The sequence below is a fragment of the Ruegeria sp. BF7 genome (assembly GCF_056538605.1).
Window position 1 is genome coordinate 86,947 of the sequence record NZ_JBQFTM010000001.1, and the last position, 26,969, is coordinate 113,915.

General features: G+C 58.1%; 24 protein-coding genes and 2 pseudogenes. 17 read left to right on the forward strand and 9 right to left on the reverse strand.

The features are described from left to right. Window positions 1-10: 10 nt before the first annotated feature. Window positions 11-1,705, forward strand: a complete 1,695-nt coding sequence (locus tag ACR0IK_RS00420) for a thiamine pyrophosphate-binding protein (RefSeq protein ID WP_480640018.1) — start codon at window positions 11-13, stop codon at window positions 1,703-1,705. Here ACR0IK_RS00420 and ACR0IK_RS00425 read toward each other — a convergent pair. Beyond that, the gene (locus tag ACR0IK_RS00425) at window positions 1,666-2,586 is read right to left on the reverse strand and encodes a LysR family transcriptional regulator (RefSeq protein ID WP_480596333.1); all 921 of its coding nucleotides are present in this window, start codon (window positions 2,584-2,586) and stop codon (window positions 1,666-1,668) included. The genes ACR0IK_RS00420 and ACR0IK_RS00425 overlap by 40 nt on opposite strands. 96 nt (window positions 2,587-2,682) lie before the next feature. Between ACR0IK_RS00425 and ACR0IK_RS00430 the strand changes: the two genes are divergently transcribed. From ACR0IK_RS00430 to ACR0IK_RS00460, 7 genes and pseudogenes are all read left to right on the forward strand, one after another. After that, on the forward strand, window positions 2,683-3,816 hold the full coding sequence (locus ACR0IK_RS00430; RefSeq protein ID WP_480640020.1) for an enolase C-terminal domain-like protein: 1,134 nt from the start codon (window positions 2,683-2,685) through the stop codon (window positions 3,814-3,816). Next, window positions 3,813-5,063 (forward strand): NAD(P)/FAD-dependent oxidoreductase, encoded by a 1,251-nt coding sequence (locus ACR0IK_RS00435; RefSeq protein ID WP_480640022.1) that lies wholly within the window; start codon window positions 3,813-3,815, stop codon window positions 5,061-5,063. Before ACR0IK_RS00430 ends, ACR0IK_RS00435 begins: the two co-directional genes overlap by 4 nt. Window positions 5,064-5,113: 50 nt before the next feature. Next, window positions 5,114-6,091, forward strand: a complete 978-nt coding sequence (locus tag ACR0IK_RS00440; protein ID WP_480640024.1) for a TRAP transporter substrate-binding protein — start codon at window positions 5,114-5,116, stop codon at window positions 6,089-6,091. Window positions 6,092-6,156: 65 nt separating this feature from the next. Further along, window positions 6,157-6,690, forward strand: coding sequence for a TRAP transporter small permease (locus ACR0IK_RS00445; RefSeq protein ID WP_480596324.1), 534 nt, complete (start codon window positions 6,157-6,159; stop codon window positions 6,688-6,690). 4 nt (window positions 6,691-6,694) lie between these two features. Continuing rightward, window positions 6,695-8,008, forward strand: coding sequence for a TRAP transporter large permease (locus ACR0IK_RS00450; protein ID WP_480596322.1), 1,314 nt, complete (start codon window positions 6,695-6,697; stop codon window positions 8,006-8,008). Window positions 8,009-8,023: 15 nt separating this feature from the next. Continuing rightward, window positions 8,024-8,935: a hypothetical protein gene (locus ACR0IK_RS00455; protein ID WP_480640766.1), complete on the forward strand. Its 912-nt coding sequence runs from the start codon at window positions 8,024-8,026 to the stop codon at window positions 8,933-8,935. Window positions 8,936-8,950: 15 nt separating this feature from the next. After that, window positions 8,951-9,411: pseudogene (locus ACR0IK_RS00460) on the forward strand (DDE-type integrase/transposase/recombinase); the annotation flags it as partial. 112 nt (window positions 9,412-9,523) lie between these two features. Here ACR0IK_RS00460 and lpdA read toward each other — a convergent pair. From lpdA to ACR0IK_RS00485, 5 genes are read right to left on the reverse strand one after another with little or no spacing between them, the layout of a single operon-like run. Beyond that, entirely contained in the window at window positions 9,524-10,885 is a 1,362-nt protein-coding gene (gene lpdA, locus ACR0IK_RS00465) for a dihydrolipoyl dehydrogenase (protein ID WP_480640027.1), read from the reverse strand. Beyond that, window positions 10,886-12,142 carry a dihydrolipoamide acetyltransferase family protein gene (locus tag ACR0IK_RS00470; RefSeq protein ID WP_480640029.1) on the reverse strand — a complete coding sequence of 419 codons (1,257 nt, stop codon included), beginning with the start codon at window positions 12,140-12,142 and terminating at the stop codon, window positions 10,886-10,888. A gap of 3 nt (window positions 12,143-12,145) precedes the next feature. Beyond that, window positions 12,146-13,159, reverse strand: coding sequence for an alpha-ketoacid dehydrogenase subunit beta (locus tag ACR0IK_RS00475; RefSeq protein WP_480640031.1), 1,014 nt, complete (start codon window positions 13,157-13,159; stop codon window positions 12,146-12,148). A 3-nt stretch (window positions 13,160-13,162) separates the two neighbouring features. Next, on the reverse strand, window positions 13,163-14,398 hold the full coding sequence (locus ACR0IK_RS00480) for a thiamine pyrophosphate-dependent enzyme (protein WP_480640033.1): 1,236 nt from the start codon (window positions 14,396-14,398) through the stop codon (window positions 13,163-13,165). Then, on the reverse strand, window positions 14,395-15,468 hold the full coding sequence (locus ACR0IK_RS00485; RefSeq protein ID WP_480640034.1) for a Leu/Phe/Val dehydrogenase: 1,074 nt from the start codon (window positions 15,466-15,468) through the stop codon (window positions 14,395-14,397). Before ACR0IK_RS00485 ends, ACR0IK_RS00480 begins: the two co-directional genes overlap by 4 nt. A gap of 150 nt (window positions 15,469-15,618) precedes the next feature. On the opposite strand from ACR0IK_RS00485, the gene ACR0IK_RS00490 reads away from it, so the two are divergent. The 7 genes and pseudogenes from ACR0IK_RS00490 (at window position 15,619) to ACR0IK_RS00520 (ending at window position 22,941) form a co-directional block, all read left to right on the forward strand. After that, window positions 15,619-16,086 (forward strand): Lrp/AsnC family transcriptional regulator, encoded by a 468-nt coding sequence (locus tag ACR0IK_RS00490; RefSeq protein ID WP_480596374.1) that lies wholly within the window; start codon window positions 15,619-15,621, stop codon window positions 16,084-16,086. 177 nt (window positions 16,087-16,263) lie between these two features. Then, window positions 16,264-16,765 (forward strand): annotated as a pseudogene (locus ACR0IK_RS00495) (DDE-type integrase/transposase/recombinase); the annotation flags it as partial. 370 nt (window positions 16,766-17,135) lie between these two features. After that, window positions 17,136-19,019, forward strand: a complete 1,884-nt coding sequence (locus tag ACR0IK_RS00500) for an SLC13 family permease (RefSeq protein ID WP_480596308.1) — start codon at window positions 17,136-17,138, stop codon at window positions 19,017-19,019. Between the two features lie 530 nt (window positions 19,020-19,549). After that, window positions 19,550-20,545 (forward strand): tRNA dihydrouridine(20/20a) synthase DusA, encoded by a 996-nt coding sequence (gene dusA, locus ACR0IK_RS00505; RefSeq protein WP_480640036.1) that lies wholly within the window; start codon window positions 19,550-19,552, stop codon window positions 20,543-20,545. Between the two features lie 27 nt (window positions 20,546-20,572). Continuing rightward, a complete protein-coding gene (locus ACR0IK_RS00510) occupies window positions 20,573-21,397 on the forward strand; it encodes a sulfite exporter TauE/SafE family protein (protein ID WP_480597059.1) in 825 nt (274 codons plus the stop codon). Beyond that, window positions 21,394-22,176 carry a hypothetical protein gene (locus ACR0IK_RS00515; RefSeq protein WP_480640038.1) on the forward strand — a complete coding sequence of 261 codons (783 nt, stop codon included), beginning with the start codon at window positions 21,394-21,396 and terminating at the stop codon, window positions 22,174-22,176. Before ACR0IK_RS00510 ends, ACR0IK_RS00515 begins: the two co-directional genes overlap by 4 nt. Window positions 22,177-22,212: 36 nt before the next feature. Continuing rightward, on the forward strand, window positions 22,213-22,941 hold the full coding sequence (locus ACR0IK_RS00520) for a SpoIIAA family protein (protein WP_480640040.1): 729 nt from the start codon (window positions 22,213-22,215) through the stop codon (window positions 22,939-22,941). Between the two features lie 239 nt (window positions 22,942-23,180). On the opposite strand, the gene ACR0IK_RS00525 is transcribed toward ACR0IK_RS00520, so the two are convergent. From ACR0IK_RS00525 to ccmI, 3 genes are read right to left on the reverse strand one after another with little or no spacing between them, the layout of a single operon-like run. After that, a complete protein-coding gene (locus ACR0IK_RS00525; protein ID WP_480597066.1) occupies window positions 23,181-23,414 on the reverse strand; it encodes a DUF1289 domain-containing protein in 234 nt (77 codons plus the stop codon). A gap of 16 nt (window positions 23,415-23,430) precedes the next feature. After that, entirely contained in the window at window positions 23,431-23,895 is a 465-nt protein-coding gene (gene ruvX / locus ACR0IK_RS00530; RefSeq protein ID WP_480597069.1) for a Holliday junction resolvase RuvX, read from the reverse strand. Further along, complete coding sequence (gene ccmI / locus ACR0IK_RS00535; protein WP_480640042.1) at window positions 23,892-25,118, reverse strand: c-type cytochrome biogenesis protein CcmI; 1,227 nt, start codon at window positions 25,116-25,118, stop codon at window positions 23,892-23,894. Before ccmI ends, ruvX begins: the two co-directional genes overlap by 4 nt. A 195-nt stretch (window positions 25,119-25,313) precedes the next feature. Between ccmI and ACR0IK_RS00540 the strand changes: the two genes are divergently transcribed. Both ACR0IK_RS00540 and ACR0IK_RS00545 read left to right on the forward strand, forming a co-directional pair. Beyond that, window positions 25,314-26,558, forward strand: a complete 1,245-nt coding sequence (locus tag ACR0IK_RS00540; protein ID WP_480597073.1) for a sarcosine oxidase subunit beta family protein — start codon at window positions 25,314-25,316, stop codon at window positions 26,556-26,558. Between the two features lie 77 nt (window positions 26,559-26,635). After that, entirely contained in the window at window positions 26,636-26,965 is a 330-nt protein-coding gene (locus ACR0IK_RS00545; RefSeq protein ID WP_480597076.1) for a sarcosine oxidase subunit delta, read from the forward strand. Window positions 26,966-26,969 lie beyond the last annotated feature (4 nt).

Sequence of the window (26,969 nt, forward strand, 5' to 3'; positions counted from 1 at the left end):
ATCGCTAACCATGACAGGGACGAACTATCTGACCGGGGCTGAGGCAATGGTGCGTATGCTCGAGGCGCATGGCGTGAAGCATATGTTCGGCTTGTGCGGAGATACCACGCTGCCCTTCTACGATGCGATGGCGCGGTTGGATCATGGTATTCAGCACATTCTGACCCGTGATGAACGGCACGCGGCCTATATGGCAGATGGTTATGCGCGCGTAACCGGCAAACCGGGCGTTTGCGAAGGGCCTTCTGGTGGCGGTGCGACCTATATCCTGCCGGGGGTGGTCGAGGCCAACGAAAGCTCAGTACCGATTCTTGCGATCACCACGGATGTGGCGACGACCAGCCGGGGCAAATATCCTTTGACCGAGCTGGACCAACCTGGGTTGTTCCGGCCTCTTGCCAAGTGGAATGCCTCGCTGGACGACGCGGCACGGCTGCCGGCAATGGTGCGATCAGCGTTCCGGGCAATGACAACCGGCACACCCGGTGCGACCCATCTGGCGCTGCCGTTTGATACTCAGAAGGCGCAGGTGGATGAGGTCGAGATCTGGGCCGACGCACGACACCGCAGTTATCCGGCAGAGCGGGCCGGACCCGATCTGGATGCTATTGAAGCTGCGGCAGAGATACTGGTCAAATCCAAATCCGCCGTGGTCGTCTGTGGCGGCGGCCCGGTCTTGTCCGGGGCCGAAAGCGCATTGCATCGCGTCGCGGGGTTGCTGGATATGCCAGTGGCCACAACGGTTTCGGGGCAGGGTTCCATCGCCGAGACCGACCCGCTGGCCCTGGGGGTTGTCGGGTCGAATGGGGGTGTTCCCGCGACCCGCGCCGTGATCGATCAGGCAGACGTGGTTCTGTTCATCGGATGCCGTGCCGGGTCGGTAACTACAGAACGATGGAGGAGCCCGGCTCGTAATACCACCATCATCCACATAGACAGTGACCCGATGGTGATCGGTGCGAACTATCAGACCGAAGTGGCCATCTGCGCCGATGCTCGTCTGGCGCTGGAGGCACTGGCAAAAGCCTTGGAAGCACGGCAGGACCTGCCAAGCTTCGGCGGCGAAGTTAAGGCTCACGCAGCGTGGGAGGCCAAGATGGCCGCGTTCGCCCCGCTAGCCGCAAGCCGTGAGACCCCGATCCGGCCTGAGGCCGTCATGGCCTCACTGATGGGCATCCTCGATGATGATGCGATTGTCGTCGCCGATCCTGGTACACCTTGCCCATATTTCAGTGCGCATTACCGTTGGCGCAAATCTGGCCGGCACTTCATCACCAACCGGGCGCATGGGGCGTTGGGGTATTCGCTGGGCGCGGCGATGGGCGCGCATGTGGGCCGCCCGTCCGTCAAGACACTGTCTGTCATGGGTGATGGGTCGTTCGGGTTTACCTGCGGCGAGTTCGAAACCATGGTGCGGCACAAGATGCCGATCACCTCGATCGTGTTCTCGAATTCAGTCTTTGGCTGGATCAAGGCTGGCCAAGAATCCGGGTTCGGCCAGCGGTACTATAACGTCGATTTCAACCGCACTGACCACGCAGCGGTTGCGTCTGCCTTTGGGGTCAAATCATGGACAGTCAAAGACCCCGACGACCTGCCTAAAGTATTGAAACAAGCCGTCGAACATGACGGTCCCACGCTGGTCGATATCCACTCGCAACAACTTCAGGAGGCAGCAGCACCCGTTTCGGAATGGGTTGCGTAAGAAGCGATTGACGGAGTCAGCTGAGCCAAAAACTCCTTCGCGATGGTCGAAAGGGGTCGGCCCTTGGCCGTGATGATAGCGAGGTCCAGCATGACTGCGGGCCGGAAGGGGCGGGTTTGATATCCGCTCTCTCCGTCAAAGTTGACCGTAAACGGATCTATCATTGCGACGCCCATGCCCTGTTTGACGAAACTCAGCAGGTTCTCAGAAAGATGCGTGTGAATCTGAGTTCGCCATTTGCGCCCGGCGCTATGAAAAATGTCACGGGTTCTGCGATGGGTCTGGTGCTCGGGGCCCATGACGATGAAGGGCTCGTTTTCCAGAACCTCCGGCGTAAGCACGTCGTGTTTTGCAAGTGGGCTGTCTTCGGGAAATGTCGCCAGCGTTTCGAATTGAAATACCTGATAGTTCAGCGTGTCGTGCAGGATCGGCATCTCGACAATACCGATCTCAAAAAGGCCCGAGATCACCCATTCCTGAATCTTCGACGAGTATTGCGACTGAAAGCTGACCGCCAGATTTGGGCGACTCTTGGCAAATCGCGCGATTTCTCGGGGCATGAATCCGAAGGAGAGCAAATGAGGAGCAGCGACCTGTAACTGACCCGGGTGCTTGTTCTGCAGGTCCGTCACAGCCTGCGCCACATGATCCAACCCGCGCACCACTGTGTCGACTTCGTGATAGAGCAACTCGGCCTCAGGCGTCGGCAGTAGGCGGCCTCTGTTTCGTTCAAACAGCGGCAACCGTGCCTCACGTTCAAGCTGTGCCAGAAGGTTGCTGATCCCCGGTTGCGAGATGCCCAGAACCGAGGCCGCACCGGTCACGGTTCCGGTCTCCATAATGGCGTGGAACGCTTGTAGTTGGCGAAACCTCAGGGGCATCAGATAGCATCACTTTTTCTGATGAATACTCAAATATATAGTATTTGAAATGATATGCTGGTCAAGGCAGGCTTCTTTTCATCAACAGGGGATGAAATGAGCGATCTGAACCAGAAAATCATTGGGTTTGATCTGTGGCACCTGAAGCTGCCGGTTACGTCGCGGCGGGACCACGGAATTGGCTCTGTGGAAGGCACCTGCGAGGTTGTCGTCCTGCGGTTAACGACAGAGGACGGATCAGAAGGGTTCGGAGAGGCATCACCGTGGTCAGTGTTCACCGGCACGCCCGAAGCCAGCTATGCAGCGCTGGATCGCTATCTGCGACCGCTTGTTGTGGGGGCAAAAATTGGTGATCGCGCAGCAATCATGGCATGTGCGGCGTACGCTGTGGCGCATTGCACCGAAGCCAAAGCAGCGTTGGAAACCGCTCTTCTGGATCTCGCTGGCCGTGTTTCTGGTGTTCCGGTCTGGTCTCTGCTGGGTGGTCGCTGCCGCGACGCGATTCCACTCAGCTGTTCCATTGCGAACCCTGAGTTTGCACAGGATATCGATCTCATGTCTCGGCTGAAGGAGGATGGCGTTCGGGTCATAAAGCTCAAGACCGGGTTCAAGGATCATGCGTTCGACATCATGCGACTGGAGCACATTGCGCAGAATTATCCGGAATTCTCGGTACGGGTGGACTATAACCAAGGGCTCGATATCGAAGAAGCTCCGGCACAGATACGAGACGCGGCCCAGTTTAATCCGGACTTTATCGAACAGCCGGTGCGCGCGCATCATTACGGTATGATGGCAAGGTTGCGGCAGATGGTCGACGTGCCCCTGTTGGCTGATGAAAGCGTCTTTGGCCCCGAAGATATGGAGCGCGCCGCGCGTGAAAGGATTTGCGACGGTGTGTCGGTGAAGATCATGAAATCGGGCGGATTAACACGCGGCCAAACGGTCGCCCGTATAGCAGCGGCGCATGGTCTGATGGCCTATGGGGGCGACATGTTCGAGGCTGGTCTTGCGCATCTGGCGGGTACCCACATGATCGCGGCGACCCCTGAAATCACGCTTGGATGCGAGTTCTATCAAGCCTCGTATTTCCTGCAGGAGGATATTCTGGAAGAGCCATTTCGGATCAAAAACGGCCAAGTTGTCGTCCCTACAGGGCCCGGGTTGGGCGGCAGGCCCGATGTAGCAAAGCTGAATCGTTATGCCACAGCCAAGGCCGTGGCGGCATGAGCGAAAAAAGGACCATAGCCATTATCGGCGCCGGTATCGTAGGCGTCTCTGCAGCGGTCTGGCTGCAGCGTGACGGTCACGATGTGATCCTGATCGACAAGGCCGGGCCGGGTGAAGGAGCCTCGCACGGTAATGGCGGGGTTCTGGCCTCCTGTTCCATCGTGCCGGTGACAGTTCCCGGCCTTTTGGGCAAGGCACCAAAGATGTTGTTCAGCCCGTCTCAGCCTCTGTTCCTGAAATGGGGATACCTGCCCAAGCTGATCCCGTGGCTGAAAAAATACTTAAGCCATGCAAACGCCGATGATGTCGCGCGGATTGCAGCGGCCCTTGCGCCGATAGTTGGAGACAGCTTGAACGATCACAAGGCTCTGGCTTCTGGCACAGCTGCGGAACAGTGGATCGTACCGTCAGATTACCTGTTCCTTTACAATGACCGCACCCAATTCGAAGAAGATGCCTTCGGCTGGAGCATTCGGCGCAAGCACGGGTTTGAGTGGGATGAATTGGAAGGCAAGGCTTTCCATGACTACGACCCGGTCTTCAGCCCGGACATCGGTTTCGCCGCCAAACTGTCTGAGCATGGACATATCACGGATCCTGGGCGCTATGTGAAGGACTTGGCCACACATGTCGAGGCGAACGGAGGCCGGGTGATCCGCGCCTGTGTCGAAGATGTCGTGCGTGAAAAGGGCTGCGTCACGGGTGTGCGTGCGAATGGCGAAACCATCCCATGCGAGACAGCCATCATTACGGCAGGAGTTTGGTCTGGGCCTTTGGCAAAACGGTTGGGTATTTCTGTCCCGCTTGAAAGCGAACGAGGCTATCATCTTGAATTAGTGGCCCCTTCTGCAATGCCGCGCAGCCCGGTTATGGTCGCATCGGGCAAGTTTGTTGCCACGCCTATGGACGGGCGGATACGCTTGGCGGGAATTGTAGAGTTCGGAGGGTTGGAAGCTCCGCCCTCGCGCGCACCGTTCGAGTTGATGCGCAAGAATGCGCGGGCGGCTCTTCCGGGTGTGACATGGAAGGAGGAAGTGGAATGGATGGGGCACAGGCCGGCGCCGGCAGACTCGATCCCGATCATCGGCGATGTTCCGGGGATTGACGGCGCGTTCATGGGGTTTGGTCACCATCATATCGGCCTGACGGGCGGGCCAAAAACTGGGCGTCTTCTGGCACATATGATCGCGGGCAGAACCCCGAACGCCGATATGAGCGTCTACGCACCCTCACGTTTCGCAACATAATAATAGGCTGATGACAAAATGGCAGCTCAATATTCAATAGGGAGAATGTGATGAAAAAACTAACAAACCTTCTGACGGCGACGGCCCTTACGGCCGCCTCAGCCGCACCTGCGCTAGCCGAGAAGTGGGACATGCCGATGGCCTATGCCGCGTCAAACTTCCACTCGGCCACGGGCGCGGAATTCGCCAAATGCGTGACCACCGGCACCGGTGGTGAAATCGAAATCGTCACGCATCCCTCGGGCTCGTTGTTCAAAGGCGCCGACATCAAACGCGCGATTCAGACCGGACAGGCTCCGATCGGTGAGCGCCTGCTGTCCGGCCACCAGAATGAAAACGCGTTGTTCGGGTTTGACTCGATCCCGTTCCTGGCCACGTCCTTCGATGACAGCGAAAAGTTGTGGCAAGCCGCCAAACCCTCGCTTGAAAAGCTGCTGGCAGAACAGAACCTGACCCTGCTCTACGCTGTGCCGTGGCCGCCGCAGGGGCTGTACTTCAAGAATGAGGTGAACTCGGTCGCCGATATGGAAGGTATCAAATTCCGGTCGTATAACAACGCGACCTCGCGTCTGGCCGAGCTGACGGGGATGCTGCCGGTGACCATTGAAGCAGCTGAAATCAGTCAGGCATTCGCCACCGGAGTTGCAGACTCGATGGTGTCCTCAGGTTCGACCGGCTATGACCGCAAGGTATGGGAAAGCCTGAACTATTTCTATGAGGTCGACGCCTGGTTGCCGCGCAATTACGTGATGGTGAACTCCGACATTTGGTCTGGCGTGTCCGACGCCAATAAGAACGTCATCAAAGCGTGCGCGGATCTGGCGGAATACGCTGGCAACTGGCGGGCCAAGGAATACACCGGCTTTACGCTACAAGGTCTGCGCGATGGTGGAATGACCGTTGGTCCTGCGTCCGATCAGATGGTTCAGGAACTGAAGGAAATCGGCGTCACCATGACCAATGAATGGCTGGAAGCCGCAGGCGACGAAGGCAAGGCCATCGTCGATGCATTCAATTCGTCGCAGTAACTGCACGCGGGCGGCGTTTTTTTCGCCGCCCTTAACCCATCCAATCATAACTTAACGGGGACGGTATGGCGGTATTGCGAGGGCTTCGGTCCGTACTGGATTTCATCTATTTGGCAGCAGGAGTTCTGGCGGCACTCAGCCTGATTGCCATTCTGTTGCTGATCGTGGTGCAGATGCTGGCGCGCTGGACCGGAGAAGTCTTTCCCGGTGCACCTGATTATGCCGGGTATGCGATGGCAGCTGCCTCGTTTCTTGCCTTTGCCAATGCGTTGAACCGCGGCAGCCATATCCGTGTTTCGATCTTGCTGAACGCAGTTCCAGAAGGCGCGCGGCGCATCCTTGAAATCTGGTGTTTTGCCATCGGCTCCGCGGTTATGTGGTACTTCTGCTGGTACGCCTATCGCTTCGTCTACTGGAGCTGGAAGTTCAACGATATCAGCCAGGGGCAGGACAAAACCGCGCTTTGGATTCCACAATCCACCATGCTGATCGGCGCCGTGATCCTTGCAATCGCTCTGACCGATCACCTCATCCACGTCATCTTCAAGGGCGATCACCGCATCGTCCGCGATTTGGCTGATCAGAGCCACGGGGAATAAGAGCATGGAAAACCTGTCTGTCATCATACTCTTCCTCTTTGTTCTCTTTACCCTCCTCGGAACTGGTGTTTGGGTCGGTCTTGCCCTGATGGGCGTTGCCTGGGTCGGGATGGAGTTGTTCACGACCCGCCCCGTGGGCGACGTTATGATCACGACCATCTGGTCAGCGTCCTCGTCCTGGACCCTGACAGCGCTGCCCATGTTCATCTGGATGGGCGAGATCCTTTATCGAACGCGATTATCCGAGGATATGTTCAAGGGTCTTTCCCCTTGGATGGCTCCGCTGCCCGGCGGACTGGTGCATACTAATATTGTAGGCTGCACGGTATTCGCTGCCGTCTCGGGCTCTTCCGCTGCCACCCTGACCACGGTCGGCAAGATGTCGATCCCCGAGCTGCGTAAGCGAAAGTACCCCGAGCGTATGATCATTGGCACTCTTACGGGGGCGGCCACGCTCGGCCTAATGATCCCGCCATCTCTGACGTTGATCGTCTATGGCGTTACGATCAATGAATCGATCACCAAGCTGTTTTTTGCAGGTATCCTGCCGGGCCTCGTGCTGGCCGCGATGTTCATGGGATATGTCGCGATCTATTCCAAGTTTGGCAAGGACTGGAATCCGAACCAGGAAGGTAAGCTGACCTTTTCCGAAAAGCTCAAGAACTCTCGTTTTCTGTTGCCTGTTATCTTGTTGATCGTGGTTGTGATCGGTTCGATGTATCTCGGCTATGCCACCGCGACCGAGGCTGCTGCCTTTGGCGTGATCGGAGGATTGCTGTTGGCCGCAGGGCAGGGGTCGCTGACATGGAAGACCTTCACTGAAAGTCTGATGGGCGCTACTCGGACCAGTGCGATGATTGCGCTGATCCTTGCAGGTGCAGCGTTCCTGTCGCTTTCGATGGGCTTTACCGGCCTTCCACGTGGGTTGGCCGACCTGATCGCCGGGTGGGAACTGACCCGGTTCGAGCTACTGATGGTCCTGCTGGTGTTCTACATCGTTCTGGGTTGTTTCCTCGACGGCATTTCCTCGGTTGTGCTGACCATGGCGGTGGTTGAACCGATGATCCGCGATGCCGGGATAGACCTGATCTGGTTCGGTATCTTCATCGTCGTCGTTGTCGAAATGGCACAGATTACGCCGCCGATTGGGTTCAATCTGTTCGTGATGCAGGGAATGACAAACCATGAGATGAGCTATATCGCCCGCGCCGCGATCCCGATGTTCCTGATCATGGTGCTGATGGTTTTTATCCTGATCTGGTTCCCTGACCTCGCAACGTGGTTGCCCGAAAACCTGCGCGGGACACCGGGCGGGTAAGGTGGCGCAGTGAAAATGCTGCTCTGGGCGGCGCAAAATGGCCCTTACGTTCTGGTCTCTGGACTGGTCGTGGGGTTGTTGCTGCCGGGACTGGCCGAGCCAATGCGGCCTTTGCTCCCGCCTCTAGTTGCTCTTCTGTTGTTCGTGACCATTCTACGGATGGAGCCAGCGGCCATTCTGGGATCTTTGGCGGACCTGCGTCAGGTCACAACAACAGTTGTCGGGTTTCAGGTTCTAATGCCACTTGCCGTTCTCGCAATAGCGTTTGCCGGGGGATGGACGGGAACGGCGGTCATTTTGTCATTTCTGATCATGACCGCCGCGCCCTCGATCTCAGGCAGTCCGAACCTTTGTATGATGATGGGGTATCCCGCTGAGCACGCGATGCGTCTGGTTGTGGTCGGGACAGCCGCGTTGCCTCTGACGGCTCTGCCGGTTTTCTGGCTTATGCCTGAGCTTGGAGATTTATCGGCGGTCCTGAAGGCTGCGTTAAAGCTGTTTCTGACGATTTCTATCGTGACGCTTGTTGCCGTCGGGCTTCGCCTGACTGTTCTAAGCAATCCTTCGCGAACAACGCTGTTGAAACTTGAAGGGTTGGCTGCGATCACGTTGGCAGTTTTCGTCATTGGCCTGATGCCGTCGGTTAGCACAACGGCGTTGAATGATCCGTGGCTTGCCGGGTTCTGGATCGCCTTCGCCTGTTTCTTGAATTTTGGCGCTCAGATCGCCACCTTACGACTTGCACGCAATCGCTTGCGTCCGGCTCAAGCGACCGCAGTGTCTCTGATCGCCGGAAATCGCAACATCGCATTGTTCTTCGTGGCTCTGCCACCCGAGGTCACGGCGCCGATCATGGTGTTTATCGGGGCCTATCAGATCCCGATGTACCTGACGCCTTTAGTCATGCGCCGGATGTATTGTACGTGATCATATAGAACGTAATCAAAATCGAGACCGCATGTCGACGATGTGTTTGTGAAGATTAATGGCGAACGGCACTACCTGTGGCGTGCCGTCGATCATGCGGGCGAGGTGCTGGAAGCCGTGATCACTAAAACGCCGAAACAAGTGGGTGGAAAGAGGAAAAACTGATGAGGCGCCACGGTGCTGCCGGTGAAGTCGGTTCAAGTCGTTTTGCGCCATATCGCACCGCGCTCAGAGAGCTTGGTGCCCAGGAAAAACAAATGACGGGCAGGCGGTTCAACAATCGAGTTGAGAATTTACACTTGCCGTTCCGGCGAAGCGAATACGCAATGCAGCGTTTCAGGCATTTGCGAAGTTGGCAGATATTTGCCGCAGTACATTCCTCCTTCTTCAACCAGGAAAGATCTCTTGCCAGCCGAGACATTTTCAAGCTGAAGCGGTCCGCAGCTTTTGCGGAGTGGCGTGAACTTGGCGCGGCCTACAGGGCAGCTCTACAGGCCGAGCTGAGGCTGGTTCGAATTTGTCTGACAGAACACAGCCAGAAGAGGTCAGCCCGACCGAAGGCGAGCTGGCAGAGTTTCCGCCTGAACTTCAGATATGCAGGGCTTGACCCAGAGCCTTCAGACATGCTTCTTGCAGGCCTTCGGACTGGGTCGGGTGGGCGTGGATGGTTGCGCCGATGTCCTCAAGGCAGGCACCCATTTCGATGGCAATCGAGAACGCAGCCGACAGCTCCGACATCTGCGCGCCGACAGCCTGAATGCCCACAACAGCATGGTCGGTTTCGCGCCAGACCACGCGGACAAATCCGTCTTCACGTTCGCATGTCATGGCTCTGCCATTGGCCGCCATCGGGAAATCGGTTGCGTTTGTGCCGTCAATCTCGCCGGGCAGAGCGCCACAGGTAACGATCTCGGGGTCGGTGAAGCAGACTGCCGGAATCGCGCGTTTGTCCCACGCGACGGTGTGGCCCGCGATATGTTCGGCGACCATTTCGCCCTGCGCCATGGCGCGATGGGCGAGCATGGGTTCGCCTGTGACGTCCCCGATTGCATAGATGCCCCGCATCGAACTCTGACAGGTCTCGTCGATCCGAATGAACGGACCGTCCATTGTAAGCGACAGTTCCTCAACCCCGATACCATGGGTGCGTGGGCGGCGACCAACGGTCACCAGCACCTTGTCGGCGGCAACATTGCCCTGATCCGTGGCCAAAACACCATCGGAAAAGCCTTGCGCCCTGGTGTCGGTCATGACCGTGACACCCAGTGCCGACAGACGTTTCGCTACCGGTTCGGTCAGCGGTTTGTCATAGGTGGGCAGTATACGGGCCTCGGCCTCGACCACCGTGACTTTGGTACCCAGTTTGGCAAAGGCCGTGCCCAGTTCCAGCCCAATATAACCGCCGCCGACAACGGCAAGGCTTTCGGGCACGTCACCCAGTGCCAGAGCTTCGGTCGAAGACAGGATATCGCCGCCAAATGGCAGGAAGGGCAGCTCGACCGGGGCCGATCCCGACGCGATGACGATGTATTCAGCTGTGATTTCACGGCTCTCGCCATCAGCATCGCTGACCAACACGGTTTTTCCATCCAGAAACCGCGCGCAGCCCGACACGAACCTGACGCCTGCCTTTTTCATCAGACCCGAGACACCGGTATTCAGCCGTTTGACGATACCGTCTTTCCAGGCAACAGTTTTGGCGAGGTCAATTTTCGGGGCCGGGGCGGTGATGCCCAGCGGGCCGTCATTCACCGAAGTGATCCGGTGAAACTCGTCGGCTGCGTGGATCAGCGCCTTGGAGGGGATACAGCCCACATTCAGACAGGTACCGCCGGGCTTGGCCTCGTCCACTACGATCGTGTCGATGCCCAACTGCCCCGCACGAATGGCGCAAACATAGCCGCCGGGACCAGCGCCGATGATCAGCAACTTACATTTCAGGTCCGACATTCAGCCCTCCACAAACAACATGGCCGGGGTTTCCAGCAGGGATTTCAGTTTCTGCACGAAGACCGCCGCATCCCAGCCGTCGACCACCCGGTGATCGAAGCTGCACGAGATGTTCATCATCTTGCGCGGCTGGAACTGCTGACCGTCCCAAACCGGGCGGATCTGCATTTTGTTGACGCCGACAATAGCCACCTCGGGGTGGTTGATGATCGGCGTGGTGGCCAGCGCGCCCAAGGGGCCGAGCGAGGTGATGGTGATGGTGCCGCCCTGCAATTCCTCGCGCTTGATCGTGCCCTCGCGGGCAGCCTCGGCCAGGCGGGTCAACTCGGCGGCATTGTCCCAAAGGCTACCCGCTTCGGCGTGGCGGATTACCGGCACGTTCAGCCCGTTTGGCGTCTGGGTGGCAATGCCCACATGCACGCCACCATGGCGATGGATGACGCCGGCCTCATCATCGAAACGGGCGTTCAATCCGGGCTGTTCGCGCACCGCTTCAACAATCGCGCGCATCAGGAACGGCAGCATTGTCAGCTTTGGCCTGTGGCCCTTGTATTTGTCATTCAGCGCCACCCGCAGGGCGTCGAGAGACTCGATTTCGACCTCTTCAACGATGGTGATATGCGGGATCTGGCGTTTCGAAAGCTGCATTTTTTCGGCAATCTTGCGGCGCATGCCGATGACGCGCACCTCTTCAATGCCGGTATTGGCGCCACGGGTGATCTGACCCTGCTGAATGCCGCCCGAAGCAATCCACTGATCCAGATCGTTGTGGCTGATCCGCGAGGCCGGACCGGACCCCGGCACCTGGCGCAAGTCGATGCCTTCTTCACGGGCACGAGCGCGTACCGAGGGCGAGGCCAGTGGCTTGGTGCCTTGGGCGCGCGCCACCGCAGGTGCGGCCCGTTCGGGTTCTTTTGCGGGTTCAGGCTTGGGCTCGACCTTCGGATCTGGTTCAGGTTCCGGCTCAACGTCGGTCGCCTCGGCCACGGCAGGCGCATCGCCTTCGTTGCCCTCTCCGTCGACTTCAATGCGGATCAGAGTGGCGCCAACGGCCATCAACTCGCCGATCTCCCCACCCAATTCCAAAACCTTGCCAGCGACGGATGAAGGCACTTCGACTGCGGCCTTGTCGGTCATCACCACAGCCAGAATATCGTCTTCCCTGACTATATCGCCAGGCTTGACCTGCCATTCGGTCAATTCGGCTTCGGCGATACCCTCGCCGATGTCCGGAAGACGGATGATATGTACGCCCATGGTTCAGTCCTCCATGACGGTTTTGAGGGCTTCACCCACCCGCATTGGGCCCGGGAAATACTGCCATTCCTGGGCATGCGGATAAGGTGTGTCCCAACCGGTGACCCGGATAATTGGTGCTTCGAGGTGATAGAAACACTCCTCCTGCACAAGGCTCAGCAACTCGGCACCAAAGCCACAGGTGCGCGTGGCTTCATGCACGATCACGCAACGGCCGGTTTTCTTCACCGAGGCAGTGATCGTGTCCAGATCCAATGGCATGAGTGTCCGCAGGTCGATCACCTCAGCGTCAATACCCGTTTCCTTTGCGGCGGCCTCGGCCACATAAACCATGGTTCCGTAGGCCAAGACGGTCACATCCGCCCCCTCGCGGGTGACCTTGGCCTTGCCCAGAGGCACAATCTCATCGCCTTCGGGCACGTCGCCCTGGGCGTGCTTTTTCCAGGTTGTCAGCGGTTTATCGTGATGCCCGTCAAACGGCCCGTTATAAAGCCGTTTGGGCTCCAGAAAGATCACAGGATCCGGGTCGGCAATCGACGCAAGCAACAGGCCCTTGGCATCCACCGGATTTGACGGCATCACCACCTTGAGGCCCGACACATGGGTAAACAGCGCCTCCGGGCTCTGGCTGTGTGTCTGGCCACCGAAAATACCGCCTCCCGTTGGCATGCGGATGACAAGTGGGCAGGTGAAATCGGCGTTTGAGCGGTGGCGCAAACGTGCGGCCTCACTCACGATCTGATCATAGGCGGGATAGACATAATCAGCGAACTGAATCTCGATCACCGGTTTCAGACCGTAGGCGGCCATACCGATAGCGGTGCCGACGATCCCGCTTTCATTGATTGGCGCGTCGAAGCAGCGGCTCTTGCCGTATTTTTCCTGTAGGCCGGCGGTGCAGCGGAAGACGCCGCCGAAAAACCCCACATCCTCACCAAACACCACCACCCGGTCGTCGGCTGCCATAGCTACGTCATGAGCGTTGCGAATGGCTTCGATCATTGTCATTTGGGCCATCTCTCAATACCCCGCTTGCTGGCGCTGCCGGATCAGGTGCGGCGGCATCTTTTCATAGACACCTTCGAACATGTCGCGCGGCGATGGAGCCTTACCGTCGCCCAGGGTACCGACGCTCTCGGCCTGTTTCTGCGTCGTAATGGCCTCATCCATGATTTCGGCCTCAGCCTGTGTATGGCGCTCGTCGGACCATTCGCCGATCGTGATCAGATGCTGTTTCAGCCGCTCAATCGGATCGCCCAGCGGCCAGGCGCTGGCTTCCTCACCCGAGCGATAGGCCGACGGATCGTCTGACGAAGAATGCCCGCCCGCGCGATAAGTCACATACTCAATCAAAGTTGGACCAAGCCCGCGGCGCGCGCGTTCGGCGGCCCATTTGGCGACTGCGTGAACGGCCAGATAGTCGTTGCCATCGACACGAAGCGAGGGGATACCAAACCCGTGGCCGCGCGCGGCAAATGTGCCGACACCACCCCGCGCGATGCCCTGGAAGGTCGAGATAGCCCATTGGTTGTTGACGATGTTCAGAACCACCGGCGCTTTGTATGTGGAAGCAAACACCATCGCCGCATGAAAATCGCTTTCCGCGGTTGAGCCGTCGCCAATCCAACCGGCGGCGATCTTGGTATCCCCAGAAATGGCTGAGGCCATGGCCCAACCCACCGATTGCACAAATTGCGTGCCCAGATTGCCTGAGATCGAAAAGAACCCGTGTTCTTTCGAAGTGTACATGATTGGCAACTGACGACCGTGCAGCGGGTCATCGGCATTGGAATAGATTTGGTTCATCATCGTCAGCATCGGATAGTCTACTGCAACCAGTAGTCCGGCCTGACGATATGTCGGGAAATTCATGTCACCGGGCTGCAACGCACGAGCAAAGGCACAGCTGATCGCCTCTTCGCCCAGGTGCTGCATATAGAAACTTGTCTTGCCCTGGCGTTGCGCCATCAGCATGCGCTTGTCAAAAGCGCGTAGGGTCAGCATATGGCGCAAGCCGGTACGCAGTTCATCAGGCGTCATTGCCCCTGCCCATTCACCGACGGCCTGTCCCTCTTTGTTCAGAACCCGAACAATCGAAAAAGCCATGTCACGAATGTCATCGGCCGCCACGTCAACCGGCGGCCTGAGGACCTCACCCGCGCGGGGGATTTCAAAATCCGAGAAATCCGGCGTATCGCCCGGTCGGCAGCCCGGTTCCGGTACGTTCAGCGACAGCGGTTGGGTTTTTTCGCTCATGCCGCTCCCTCCTGTCGGTGGTCACGGGCGCTGTTCAGAATGTCATCGACAATCTGGGCGGCGACCCTTGTGGTCGATTGGCCGGTACGTTTCGAGGTCGCGAGAATCTCGGCAATTCGCGTCGCGACCTCCTTGAGCCTGGCCTGGCGATATGCCTCACCTGCCTTGTGGATTTCACCTGCCACACTGATGATGCCACCCGCATTGACCACATAATCGGGCAGATAGCGAATTCCGCGCGCGCCAAGGGTTTCGGCAACGGCGTCTTCAGCCAATTGGTTGTTGGCCGCGCCGCAGACCAGACGCGCCGTCAGTTTCTGCGCGCTGTCATGGGTCAGAATGCCACCCAGAGCACAGGGCGCAAAAATGTCCATCTGTGCGTCAAATACTTGATCCACAGGGCAGATATCCGCACGCAGCCGGTCGCGGGCTTGGTCAAGCGCGGATTGATTGATGTCCGACACGATCAGCGAGGCACCTGCGGCATGCAGTTTTTCCGCCAGGCTCATCCCCACATGGCCCAATCCCTGAACCAGCACGCGACGCCCGGTCAGATCGTCGCTCCCGAATACGTCTTTTGCGCCGACATTCAGGCACTGAAAAACCCCTTCGGCGGTAAAGGGGGACGGGTCACCGCTGCCATGCTCCCCACCTTCGAGGCCAACTGCGAAATCCGTCTCCTCGGCCACAATCCGAATGTCTTCGGGTGAGAAACCCACATCTTCAGCGGTATAGTACTGCCCCTCCAGCGCGTCGACCGCGCGACCAAAGGCGCGCAGCATTGCCGGGGTTTTGTCTTTACGGGCATTGCCAATGATCACCGATTTGCCACCGCCCAGCCCGAGTCCGGCCATAACATTCTTGGCGGTCATGCCGCGTGCCAGCCGCAACACGTCTTCACGAGCAGCTTCCCGGCTCTCGTAAGCCCACATTCGGCAGCCTCCCGCCGCCGGGCCGCAAACTGTCGAGTGCAAACAGATATAGGCCTGTAACCCGCTACCGGCATCCTCAGCAAAGATCAGGCGCTCATATCCGGGTGGCGGGGTTTCTTCCGTGATGATCAGGGGCATGGTTTCTCTTTTTTAGAAGGGCGGGGCGTAATCACTTCGATCCGTCAGGATCATGTCTTCCAGCCTATTATCCTGCGCTGGGTTGAAAAACCGCTTATCCAGGGTATTCTGAAGCAAACTTGGTGGATTACACTACAAAAATTAGGTTTCATAGTGCCTTACACTACAGATCAAGTGGATCGAGAGATTCTTCGTGCACTGCAAGAGGACGGGCGCATGTCATTGGTCCAACTTTCGGAACGCATTGGCCTGTCCGCCACACCTTGCAAACGCCGGTTGGCGCGTCTTGAGGAATCCGGGCTTATCTCGGGTTACAGCGCCCGCATCGACCGTAAAACAGCGGGCTTTCCGATCACGGCTTTCGTCTCGGTCGAACTCGAGAGGCAGGACGCAGAGAAAGTGGCAGACTTTCAGCGCCAGGTCGCGCTGTTTGACGAGGTGGTGACCGGAACGTTGATGACCGGCGCGCAGGATTTCCTGTTGGAAGTTGCAGTTGAAAGCCTGGAAGAGTTTGAAACGTTCCTACAGACAAAACTAATGCGGTTGCCGGGCTTACGCGTGGTGCGTTCACGGTTCGCGCTGCGTCAATTCATCAGCCGGGCGCGCATCCCGTATTGAAGGTCGGGATCGGTAAGACGCGGCTGCTCAAAGGAACAAGACACCTTTGCGTCACTGATCAAATTGACGGGTTAGTTTCCGAATGCGCGAGGTTCGACTTAACTTAAGCAACTCATAGGGACATTGATGAACTTCGCGCTCCACAAACCCTTCTTTAAGACCCGGTTCGTGGAAGCTGCAGTGCAGCAATTGCGGGTATACTCAAAGTGGAAGTGGTACTTCGACAAAGTGTTTGTGAAGATCAATGGCGAACGGCGCTACCTGTGTCACGCCGTTGATCATGGGGCGAGGTTCTCGAATCCGTGGCCCCAAAACATCGAAACAAGCGGGCGGCATTGAAATTCTTCATACAATTGATGAGGCGACACGATACTGCTGGTGAAATCGTTTCAGATCGTTTCGCGTCATATCGCGCGCGCTCAGAGAGCTTGGTGTCAGGGAAAAACAGTAAACGAGCAGGCGGCTCAATAATCGAGTTGAGAACTCACACTTGCCGTTCCGACGAAATGAATGCGCAATGCAGCATTTCAGGCACATGCGAAGTTTGCAGAAATCTGCCGCAGTACACTCCTCCGTCTTCAACCATTTCAACCAGGAAAGATCTTTCACCAGCCGAGACACTTTCAAGCTGAACCGCGCCGCCGTTCTGGCCGAGTGGCGTCAACTTGGCGCGGGCTAAAGGACAGCTCTACTGGCCTGGCTGAGACTGGTTCAAATTTGCCTGACAGCACCGTCTGCTTTGGATCAGTTGCGAAGCAGCATCCCGGCGCTTGGGTATTGTCCGCAAAAGGCAGATTGCGTTGAGTTCGGTTCCTTCGTTTGCTTTGCTTAAACTGGGTGGCGATTACCACACCGATCCAGACTGAAGCAGCTTCAGAAACTACTAAATCAGATCGCATCTTGTATTTGGTTGGCAGTTCACCAAAGTCGGCGGTCAAGTATCGAAACTTTGTTTCGTTTTTATTGCGAAAAACGAAACATCATGACAGCGCAAGCGCGATAGTTTAGGTGTTCACAATAACCAAAAAACAAAAGTCTCGGTGAAATCCGTGGAACAAGTTGCCTTTACGTTTGAAATGGGTGTGGTTTGCGTGTTGTTAGCCTTCACCGTCTTCCTGTTCGTTTCAGAAATTGTCAGAATTGACCTCTCAGCCATACTGGTTCTGGTTCTCGTCGGTCTTCTCAGCTACGCACCGGGGCTTGAGAATCTTGCGGATGTTACGCACCTGTTCGATGGATTCGCTTCGAACGCTGTGATTTCTATAATCGCGGTCATGATTGTCGGTGCTGGTTTGGACAAAACCGGTATCATGAACAAGGTCGCTGCGGTCATTCTCAAATATGGTGGCACAGCTGAAAACCGGGTATTGCCGATCGTTTCAGGTACGGTCGGGGTTATTTCTTCATTCATGCAGAATGTCGGGGCGGCTGCGTTGTTTCTGCCAGTCGTCAGCCGCATTTCCTCGAGGTCAGGAATACCCCTATCCCGCCTGCTGATGCCCATGGGGTTTTGCGCAATCCTTGGCGGCACGATGACAATGGTTGGCTCATCTCCGCTGATCCTGTTGAACGACCTGGTCCAAACTGCAAATGAGGGCCTGCCCGAAGGCCAGAAAATTCAACCTTTCGGACTGTTCTCGGTGACGCCAATCGGTGCGGTCTTAATCCTGACCGGGATCGGGTATTTTCTGCTGTTGGGACGCTGGGTACTGCCCGGAGATGCCGGATCTGAAAATACAGGCACAGGGCAAGGTACGCAGGAATACCTGCAACGGGTTTACGGGTTGCAGGCGGATGTTTTCGAGGTAATCGTGCCGGAAAAGAGCCCGCTGGTTGGGCAGATACTGGCTGACATAAACCATGAAAACCATCTCTACATAATATCCACATTTTATCGCGGCAAAACTTCTATGGTCCAGGTCCTGACGGCCGAGATCGCTGCCCCGTGCAGGCTTGCCATCATAGGAAATCGCCTGGTTGTCGAGCAGTTCGCAGAAAAATTCGATCTGACTGTTCTACCTGAACTGGATATCTTCGTCGAAGAATTTGCACCAACAAATGCTGGAATAGCCGAAGTCGTTGTGACACCTGACAGCAAGCTGATCGGGAAATGCCCCCGCGAGCTTTTGTTTCGCAAGACATATGGCATGTCACTGCTCGCTATTCACCGAGGAGAAGAAACGCTCAGCCATGTAGAGACTGAAACGCATGAGTCCACTCAGATCGGGCTAGAAGAATTTCACGCTGGTGACATGCTTGTTGCACATACAAGGTGGGACAACCTGATGCGGATTAAACGGGACCCTGACTTTGTGGTCGTGACAACGGATTTTCCGCAAGATGAATTGCGACCACAGAAGGTCGGTTGGGCTTTGGCCTTTTTTGCGATTTCGCTGTCACTGATACTGTTTACCGACGTTCGTTTATCCCTTTGCCTTCTGACAGGTGCAGCCGGAATGATGCTCACGCGTGTACTCAGTGTCGATGAGGCGTATCGAGCGGTGGGATGGAACACGGTTTTTCTGCTGGCATGCCTTATACCGCTGGGACAAGCGGTGCAAAATACTGGTACTGCGGCGTGGATCGCCCAGCAAATCATGATCATTTTGAACGGTTGGCCCATTTGGGCGCTTCAAGCTGGCGTCGCGATACTGGCCACGACGTTTTCACTGGTTATGTCAAATGTCGGAGCCACTGTCCTGCTTGTGCCTCTTGCCGTTTCGATTGCGGTAGCCGCTGGCGGTAACCCAGCCGTCTTTGCGCTAACTGTTGCGATTTCGACCTCGAACAGCTTCATCATACCCACCCATCAGGTAAACGCACTGATTATGGGGCCGGCGGGTTATAAGGTAATGGACTTTGTGCGATCCGGAGGCGTTATGACCGTTCTGTTCCTGGTGGTTTCCCTGCTGATGCTCAACGTGATTTACTGAACATCCTGATCGGTCTTGTCAGAAGGCCTCTTGAGCCGGGCAGAGTGCCTCCGAAGCCTCTGCGCATGACTAAACGATCACCATTCAAACACTTAATAACCAACCCCGAGCTTAAGCGATTATATCGGTGCAAGGCCTCTCGTTGGCAGCCTTCCGAAGGTGGACTCCCGGCTTTCGAGAGCATTCTGAGCCGTTGCGGGTTGGCGGGCATTCTGAGCAGAAATGGCCGCGAGAAGGCGCTGCGTGCTGTCGTTGAGTTTGGTCATGGAATACGTCCCATCTTGGTTTCGGTGATGGGGAAGCCGGTTCGAATACCCAAAAATATTCGGGGTTTTATAGCCGATTTCCGGGGGGCAACGGAAGGAAGGGAAAGGGGGTGCCAGGCTCAGGAACCAGCAGCAATCGAGCCGCTGTTTGTGCTCTCCGGATGTGCTACACCGTAGCACGCTCGAATCGAAAACCCCCGGAAACGCCGTGAAATCCGAGGAAATCGTGCTACACGACATTTAGAAGTGCATGGAGTTAACGCTTTGAAAGATAACGCACAAAAAGCGGCGCGTTTAAGCGTGGCACCCATGATGGATTGGACCGACCGCCACTGCCGCTACGTGCACAGGCTACTGAGTGGACAAACCTTACTCTATACCGAAATGGTAACGGCTCCGGCGCTGGTGCGGGGTGGCGCGATGCACCTGTTGGACTACAACCCACAAGAGCACCCGGTTGCGCTGCAACTGGGTGGTTCCGACGCGCAGGAACTGGCACAGGCGGCGCGGTTTGGGGCGGATGCGGGCTATGACGAGATCAACCTGAATTGCGGTTGCCCCTCGGATCGGGTGCAATCCGGCACGTTTGGGGCGGTACTGATGAAAATGCCGGGGCGGGTGGCGGAATGTGTCTCCGCAATGCGGGAAGCGGTGGATGTCGACGTAACCGTGAAATGTCGCATCGGCGTGGATGAACAGAACCCCGAAGAAGTTTTGCCCGCGTTTCTGGAACAGCTCCGTGCCGCGGGGTGCCAGCGGGTGACAATCCACGCGCGCAAGGCATGGCTGCAGGGGCTCAGCCCGAAAGAGAACCGGGATATTCCGCCCCTGGACTATGATCTGGTGCACCGGATGAAGGCGGCGTTTCCTGATATGCATATCTCGATCAACGGTGGCGTTGTTTCGCTGGATGAGGCGCGAACGCATCTCGATGCGGGGCTGGATGGCGTCATGATCGGGCGAGCCGCCTATCACCAGCCGACCGATATTCTTGCCGAGGCTGACACTGTGATCTTCGGAACAGGGCAAGTGACTGACCCGACTGATGTTGTTCAAAATATGGTGCCCTATGTCGAAAGCCACCTTGCCGAAGGGGGGCGGTTGCATCAGATCACCCGTCATATGCTGGGCCTGTTCGCCGGGCGTCCCGGCGCGCGGGCGTGGCGGCGAGCCTTGTCCGAAGGCGCAGTGCATGAGGGCGCTGGCCCCGAAGTGATGCTGCGGGCGCTGGAGCACGTGGCGCCTTTGGCAGAGGTTTGAAGGAACGAAGATCGGTAAGGGGGAAAGATGCCCGAGACGATGTTGCTGGCCCAGATGCTGGGCCTATTGCTTGTGATCGGGGCGCTGGCCGGAGTGCTGGCCGGATTGCTGGGCGTTGGCGGTGGAATCGTGCTGGTACCCGCGTTTTTCTATGCGTTCCAGACGCTTGGATATGGCGGCCCACAGCTGATGCAGCTGTGTCTGGCGACGTCTTTGGCGACGATCATTGTAACCTCGATCCGTTCTGTGCTGGCGCATAACAAGAAAGGCGCGGTGGACTGGGATATTCTGCGCGGCTGGGGGCCGGGCATTGCCGTGGGCGCAATTATTGGCGTGCTTGTGGCCACGGCGCTGCGGACCGAGGCGCTGCAGGCGCTGTTCGGTATTCTTGGGATGGTCATCGGGGCCTATCTTGGGTTGGGAAAATCCGAGTGGCGGCTGGGTGATGCAATGCCCAAGGGCATCCGCCGCGCGGTGCTGTCCCCATCAGTGGGCTTTCTGTCGGTGCTGATGGGGATCGGAGGTGGCAGTTTCGGTGTGCCGCTGATGAGCCTGTTCAACACGCCGATCCACCGCGCTGTGGCCACGGCAGCTGGGTTCGGCGTGATTATCGCGGTTCCTTCTGTTCTGGGCTTTCTGTTCCTGGATATCGCACCGGAACACCGCCCACCGTTGACCATCGGTGCGGTCAATCTGGTTGCCTTTGCTATTGTCGTCGCCATGACCATGATCACCGCGCCCTGGGGGGTGAAGCTGGCCCACGCCATGGACCCCAAACCGCTCAAGCGCGTCTTTGCAGTGTTCCTGACGCTGGTCGCCCTGAACATGTTACGAAAGGCGCTGGGATTATGAGCGATTTTCACGAAAAGGGCTGGATCAAGTTTCCCTACGACCCCGTGCTGGCGGATTGGGTGGGGCACGCTTTGCTGGCGGCCCGCGCCTCTGTCACTGACCCGACTCATGCACAATGGATGGATTGTGAAGGGACGTGGTTCATCGGTGTGGACGCATTGGACAACGACATTCAAGGTCGGGTCGGGCAGTCAGGCGCTCTGTCCGGGCAGGCCATGGACTACATCACTCAACAGTACGGAGAGCTGCCGTTGCACAAGGGGCAGGTCTCGGTGATCTATCCCGGCTATCCGCAGCCTCGGCGGGGTGAAAGCGAAAGCGCAGCGCGGTATCGCCTGAAACGGGACGCGGCGCATGTGGATGGGTTGCGCCCGATGGGGCCGGACCGTCGTCGGCGAGTGGATGAGCCTCATGCCTGGATACTGGGCATTCCCCTTACGGACGCCAGCGTGGATGCTGCACCGCTGGTGTTGTGGGAGGGCAGCCACCAAGTCCTGCGCGCCGCGTTTGCCCGTGCATTGGACAGTCATCCCGACGACAGCCTGCATCAGGTCGATATCACCGACATTTATCAGGCGGCCAGGCGCGAGGTGTTTGATACCTGCGCGCGCATCGAACTGCCCGCCAAACCTGGCGAGGCCTATCTGCTGCATCGTCATTGCTTGCATGGGGTGGCACCGTGGGGTGCGCATGCATCGGCCGGGCCGGATGGACGGATGATCGCCTATTTCCGCCCAGAATGCGCTGGGGGAGTAGCCGAATGGATCGAATCCGCCTAACGTCCTGCCATTATTACGGTTTGGAGGCTTTGCCAGATGATTACGGTCCACAGAAATTCCGACGGCGCGCTGCTCGAGGTTGAGCTGTCCGGCGAAGTGACCAGCAAAGATTACAGTGAAGTTCTGGTTCCCGCGATTGAGTCCGCGCTGGCCGACAATGACACGGTGCGCCTGCTAGCCGTGGTTCAGCCCGAGTTCAAAGGCTACGACCTGGGCGCTGCTTGGGCGGACACCAAGCTGGGTCTCAGCCATTGGCGTGGGTTCGACCGGATTGCCGTAGCTGCGGATCAGGGCTGGGTGCAGACCGGTATCCGTCTGGCTTCTCCGATCCTGCCATGCCCGGTTCAGGTCTTCGAACTGTCGGAACTGGAGGCCGCACGCCGCTGGATGCGCGAGTCATTGGGAGCCATCCATGTAATCGACCTGGGCAGCCCCTGTGTTCAGGTCAGCCTGCTGGGAAAGCTGGACCCCGAGGAATATGCGCGCGCCGAGCTGGATCTGGACAATCTGCTGGTCGGCAAAAACGGTTTTCGGTTGCTGATTGATCTGCGCGAATTCGATGGCTGGCAGGGACTTACGGCGCTGGCGTCACACTTCCAATTGGTGCGCAAACACGCCGGGTTGTTGAACCGCGCCGCCATCGTGGGGGACAAAACCTGGCAGCATATCGCGCAGAAAGCGGCCAGCCATATTCTGGGGACGCGCACCCAGTTCTTTCCCTCGGAAGAGATCGAAAACGCCAAATCCTGGCTTGCCGCCGGATGAGGCGGTAAAGGGAGGCTTAAACTGACGTTAGGGTAAGCCGCCTTATTCTTGACTGGTTGGTCAAAAAATGACTACACAGAGCGTGTTCTTCCGCCGTACCACTTCGGAAGGACGCAAATTCTGAAGCGCGCCGCTGTGGACTGCCACTCACTCACCACAAGTGTTCGAACTTGTCCCCCTCGAAGTTCTTACCAGCCTGCAGCGGCGCAGGTTCAGTCCAGACGGATTTCCAGAAATAGTTAAGTGTTATTCACACGCGCGGAACGACCACCGCGGCGCTTGGCCAGACGGGGTTTGCGCGAGGGCAGTTGATCCATGATTTCTGCACGTTCGGTGCTGTCCATTTTGGACCAGCGCGAAATCTCATCAATCGTGCGAAAGCAGCCGGTGCAGATGCGTTCGGTCGGGTGTACGACACAGATTTGGACGCACGGGCTTTCAACCTCGTTCCTTTTCCAAACCATGTCGGTCATTGGCGTACTCCGTCCGTTACAGAAAGCGCAGCCGATCCAGCGCTCCTTGCAGAATATAGCCTGCGGCGACGTGATCGATAACCTCTCCGCGACGTTTTCGTGTCGTATCCGCCTCTAAAAGCGCTTTTTCGGCCGCAACGGTGCTGAGTCGCTCGTCCCAGAAACCGATCGAAACTTCGGTCAGGCGCGACAGGTTGCGGGCAAAGGCGCGGGTCGATTGGCAGCGGGGGCCTTCGGTTCCGTCCATGTTTTTCGGCAGGCCGAGGATGACGCCACCGATCTCGCGGTCGGCGATGATTTCAAGCAGGCGGGCGGAATCCAGCGTGAATTTCTTGCGCCGCACGGTTTCCAGAGGGCTGGCCACGCCGCGCATTCGGTCCGACACCGCCACGCCAATGGTTTTTTCCCCCAGATCCAGCCCCATAAGCGCGGTCGTCGGCGGCAGCGCGGTTGCGAATTCCTCGAACGCGTCGTGGATCATTGTGCGATCCCGGCCTGTAATGCGGCGGCGTCGATCAGTTCAAGAGCATCGGCGTTACCTGCAAAGACTTCCATCGCCTCGTTTTTGATATCGATGGCGCGTTGACCCTCGCCCAAAACGCCAAGGGCTGCGATCAGACGGGCCCATTCCTCGGGCGAGCCACCTTCGCTGGCAAGGCGTTCAGACAGTTGGTCGACCATGCCCCTGATCATCTCTTGCCGCTCTTCCGGAGTCAGCGCGGCGGCGGCATCAACATCATCCTGACTGGGACCGGTGGCAGCGGGGGCGGGGATGTCCGGCGCGTTGAATACACCCGCGCGGAAGGCCAGCTCGTCCAGTTGCGCGCGGATGGCCTCCGCCCATGGTGCGCCGGCAGGAGCATCGCGCAGGGCATCGACCCAGACTCGGTATCCAACGTCGGGGCGCCCGATCTGAACCATCATCTGCCCCAAATAATACTGGGCCGGACCATGACGCGGGTCGCGCTGCAGTGCCTGCTTCAGCGCCTCTTCCGCCTCGGGCGACACATAGCCGCCCGCGGACAGGATCAGCATCTCGGCCAAATGCGAATATGCATCGGCCGGAACCTCATCGCCGGACAGTTCAATCACACGTTTCTGAGCTTTGTAAGCGGCCGGAAAATTGCCTGCATTCGCCTCGTGCTGCGCCAGCAGGATATGGCCCTGCAGGTCGTCCGGGCGTTCTGCAACAGTGTCACGCAATTGCCCCAAAAGATTGGCATAACTATCGTCCAGCTGCGGCAACTCGGCGGGTTGCGCTGCGGCTTCGGCCTCGGCCTGGCTGGGGCGGTCGGCACGCAGGGCTTCCGCCTGCTCTTTGCGCAGGGACAGAGGCTGATCCGGAAGACCGGCGGCACCCATCTGGCGGTACATTTCAGCACCGCCGCCCACTACGATCATAGCTATGACAACAAAGGCGGCAATGGTGGCCCATACCGGTGCCCCGGCCTGTTTGGTTCCGGCCTGCATCTGTGCGTCTGCGGCCAGAATGCGACGCGAGATTTCAGTGCGGACCCGTTCGGCATCGGCCTCGCCGATCACACCGCGCGCCAAATCCTTGTCAACGCCAGCCAACTGTTCACGATAAACGCGCAGGTCATATGCCGCTGCGGGTTCGCGTGTTTTGCGACCACGCAGCAAAGACAGGCCCAAGATCAGCGCCGTCAGCAGCGCGGTTAAAATTGTGACGACCAGGAACGACATAGCTACTCCGATATGGCTGCCCTGACTTAGACCTCTCGGCGGGGCGAAAAAAGGGGCAAATGGCCGCGCGAGGACGTCATGTCGCAATAATCGGGCGGATGTCGCAATAGTTCGATATTGTGGCGTTGTGTGGCAGGGCTAAACTGTCCGCACGCGGCATACCTGCGCCAATCACCGAACCGGATGGATTCGCTCATGAAACACTACTCAGCCTTTGCTGTGGCGCGGGAGGCCCTGCGCTATCACACCGGGTGGGAGCGCGCGTGGCGCTCGCCCGAACCCAAGAAACGCTATGACGTCATCATCGTTGGCGCTGGGGGGCATGGTCTGGCGACCGCCTATTACCTTGGCAAGAATTACGGCATCCAGAACGTTGCCGTCATCGAAAAAGGCTGGCTGGGCGGCGGTAACACCGGCCGGAACACGACCATCATCCGGTCGAACTACCTGCAGGATCCGTCGGCGGCGATCTACGAAAAAGCGCGCGGCCTATATGAAGATTTGAGCCAAGATCTGAACTATAACGTCATGTTCAGCCCGCGCGGTGTCATGATGCTGGCCCAGACCCAGCACGAAATCCGCGGCTACCAGCGCACGGCGCACGCCAACGCTCTGCAAGGCGTCAAGACCGAGTGGATCGGCCCCGAGCGCGTGAAGCAGTTGGTGCCGATTATCAACATCGACGGCCCGCGCTATCCGGTTCTGGGCGCGCTGTGGCAGGAACGCGGTGGCACCGCCCGTCACGACGCCGTGGCCTGGGGATATGCACGTGCGTGTTCGGCCATGGGGATGGACATCATCCAGCAGTGCGAAGTCAAAGGCATCCGTTCGGATAACGGCCGGGTTGTCGGCGTTGACACCACCAAAGGTGCCATCGACTGCGACAAGCTGGGCATCGTGGTCGCGGGCCATTCCGGTCAGTTGGCCGAGATGGCGGGCTTCCGTCTGCCGCTGGAGGCGATCGCGCTGCAGGCGCTGGTGTCCGAGCCGATCAAACCTTGCATGGACGTGGTCGTGATGGCCAACACCGTGCACGGATACATGTCTCAGTCCGACAAGGGCGAGATGGTGATCGGCGGCGGCACCGACGGGTTCAACAACTTCACCCAGCGCGGCAGCTTCCACCACATCGAGGAAACCGTCCGCGCACTGGTCGAGACCTTCCCGATGATCTCGCGCCTGAAGATGCTGCGCCAGTGGGGCGGGATCGTGGACATGACCGGCGACCGCTCGCCCATCCTGTCGAAAACACCGCTGCAGGGCTGCTTTATCAACGGCGGCTGGGGTACCGGTGGCTTCAAGGCAATCCCGGGGTCCGGTTGGGGCATGGCACAGCTGATGGCCACCGGCCATTCACCGCTGACCGAGGCCTTTTCGATGGACCGCTTCAAAGAAGGCCGCTTCATCGACGAGAGCGTTGCCGCCGGGGTGGCACACTAAGGGCTCTGCCCAAGGTGGCCAGCTAACAAAATTCAGGTCGGCCCATGTGCCGACCGACCGCCAAAAAGGATGACCATATGCTGATCCTGAATTGCCCGTATTGCGGCGTTGATGCCGAAGAAACCGAACTGGCCGCTGGTGGTGAGGCGCATCTGAAGCGCTTCGGTCCAGGCTCGTCGGATGACGATTTCCACGATTACCTGTTCATGCGTGAAAACCCCAAAGGTGTTCACTTTGAACGCTGGCGCCATGCGAATGGCTGCGGCAAGTGGTTCCACGCCGCCCGCTGCACGAACACTCTGGAAGTGTTCGGCACGTACTCGGCCCAAACCACTGAGCCGCCGCAAGAGATCAAGGACGCCATCACCGCCAAACGTCCGGGATGGACATGGAGAGAGTTTTCCTGATGCT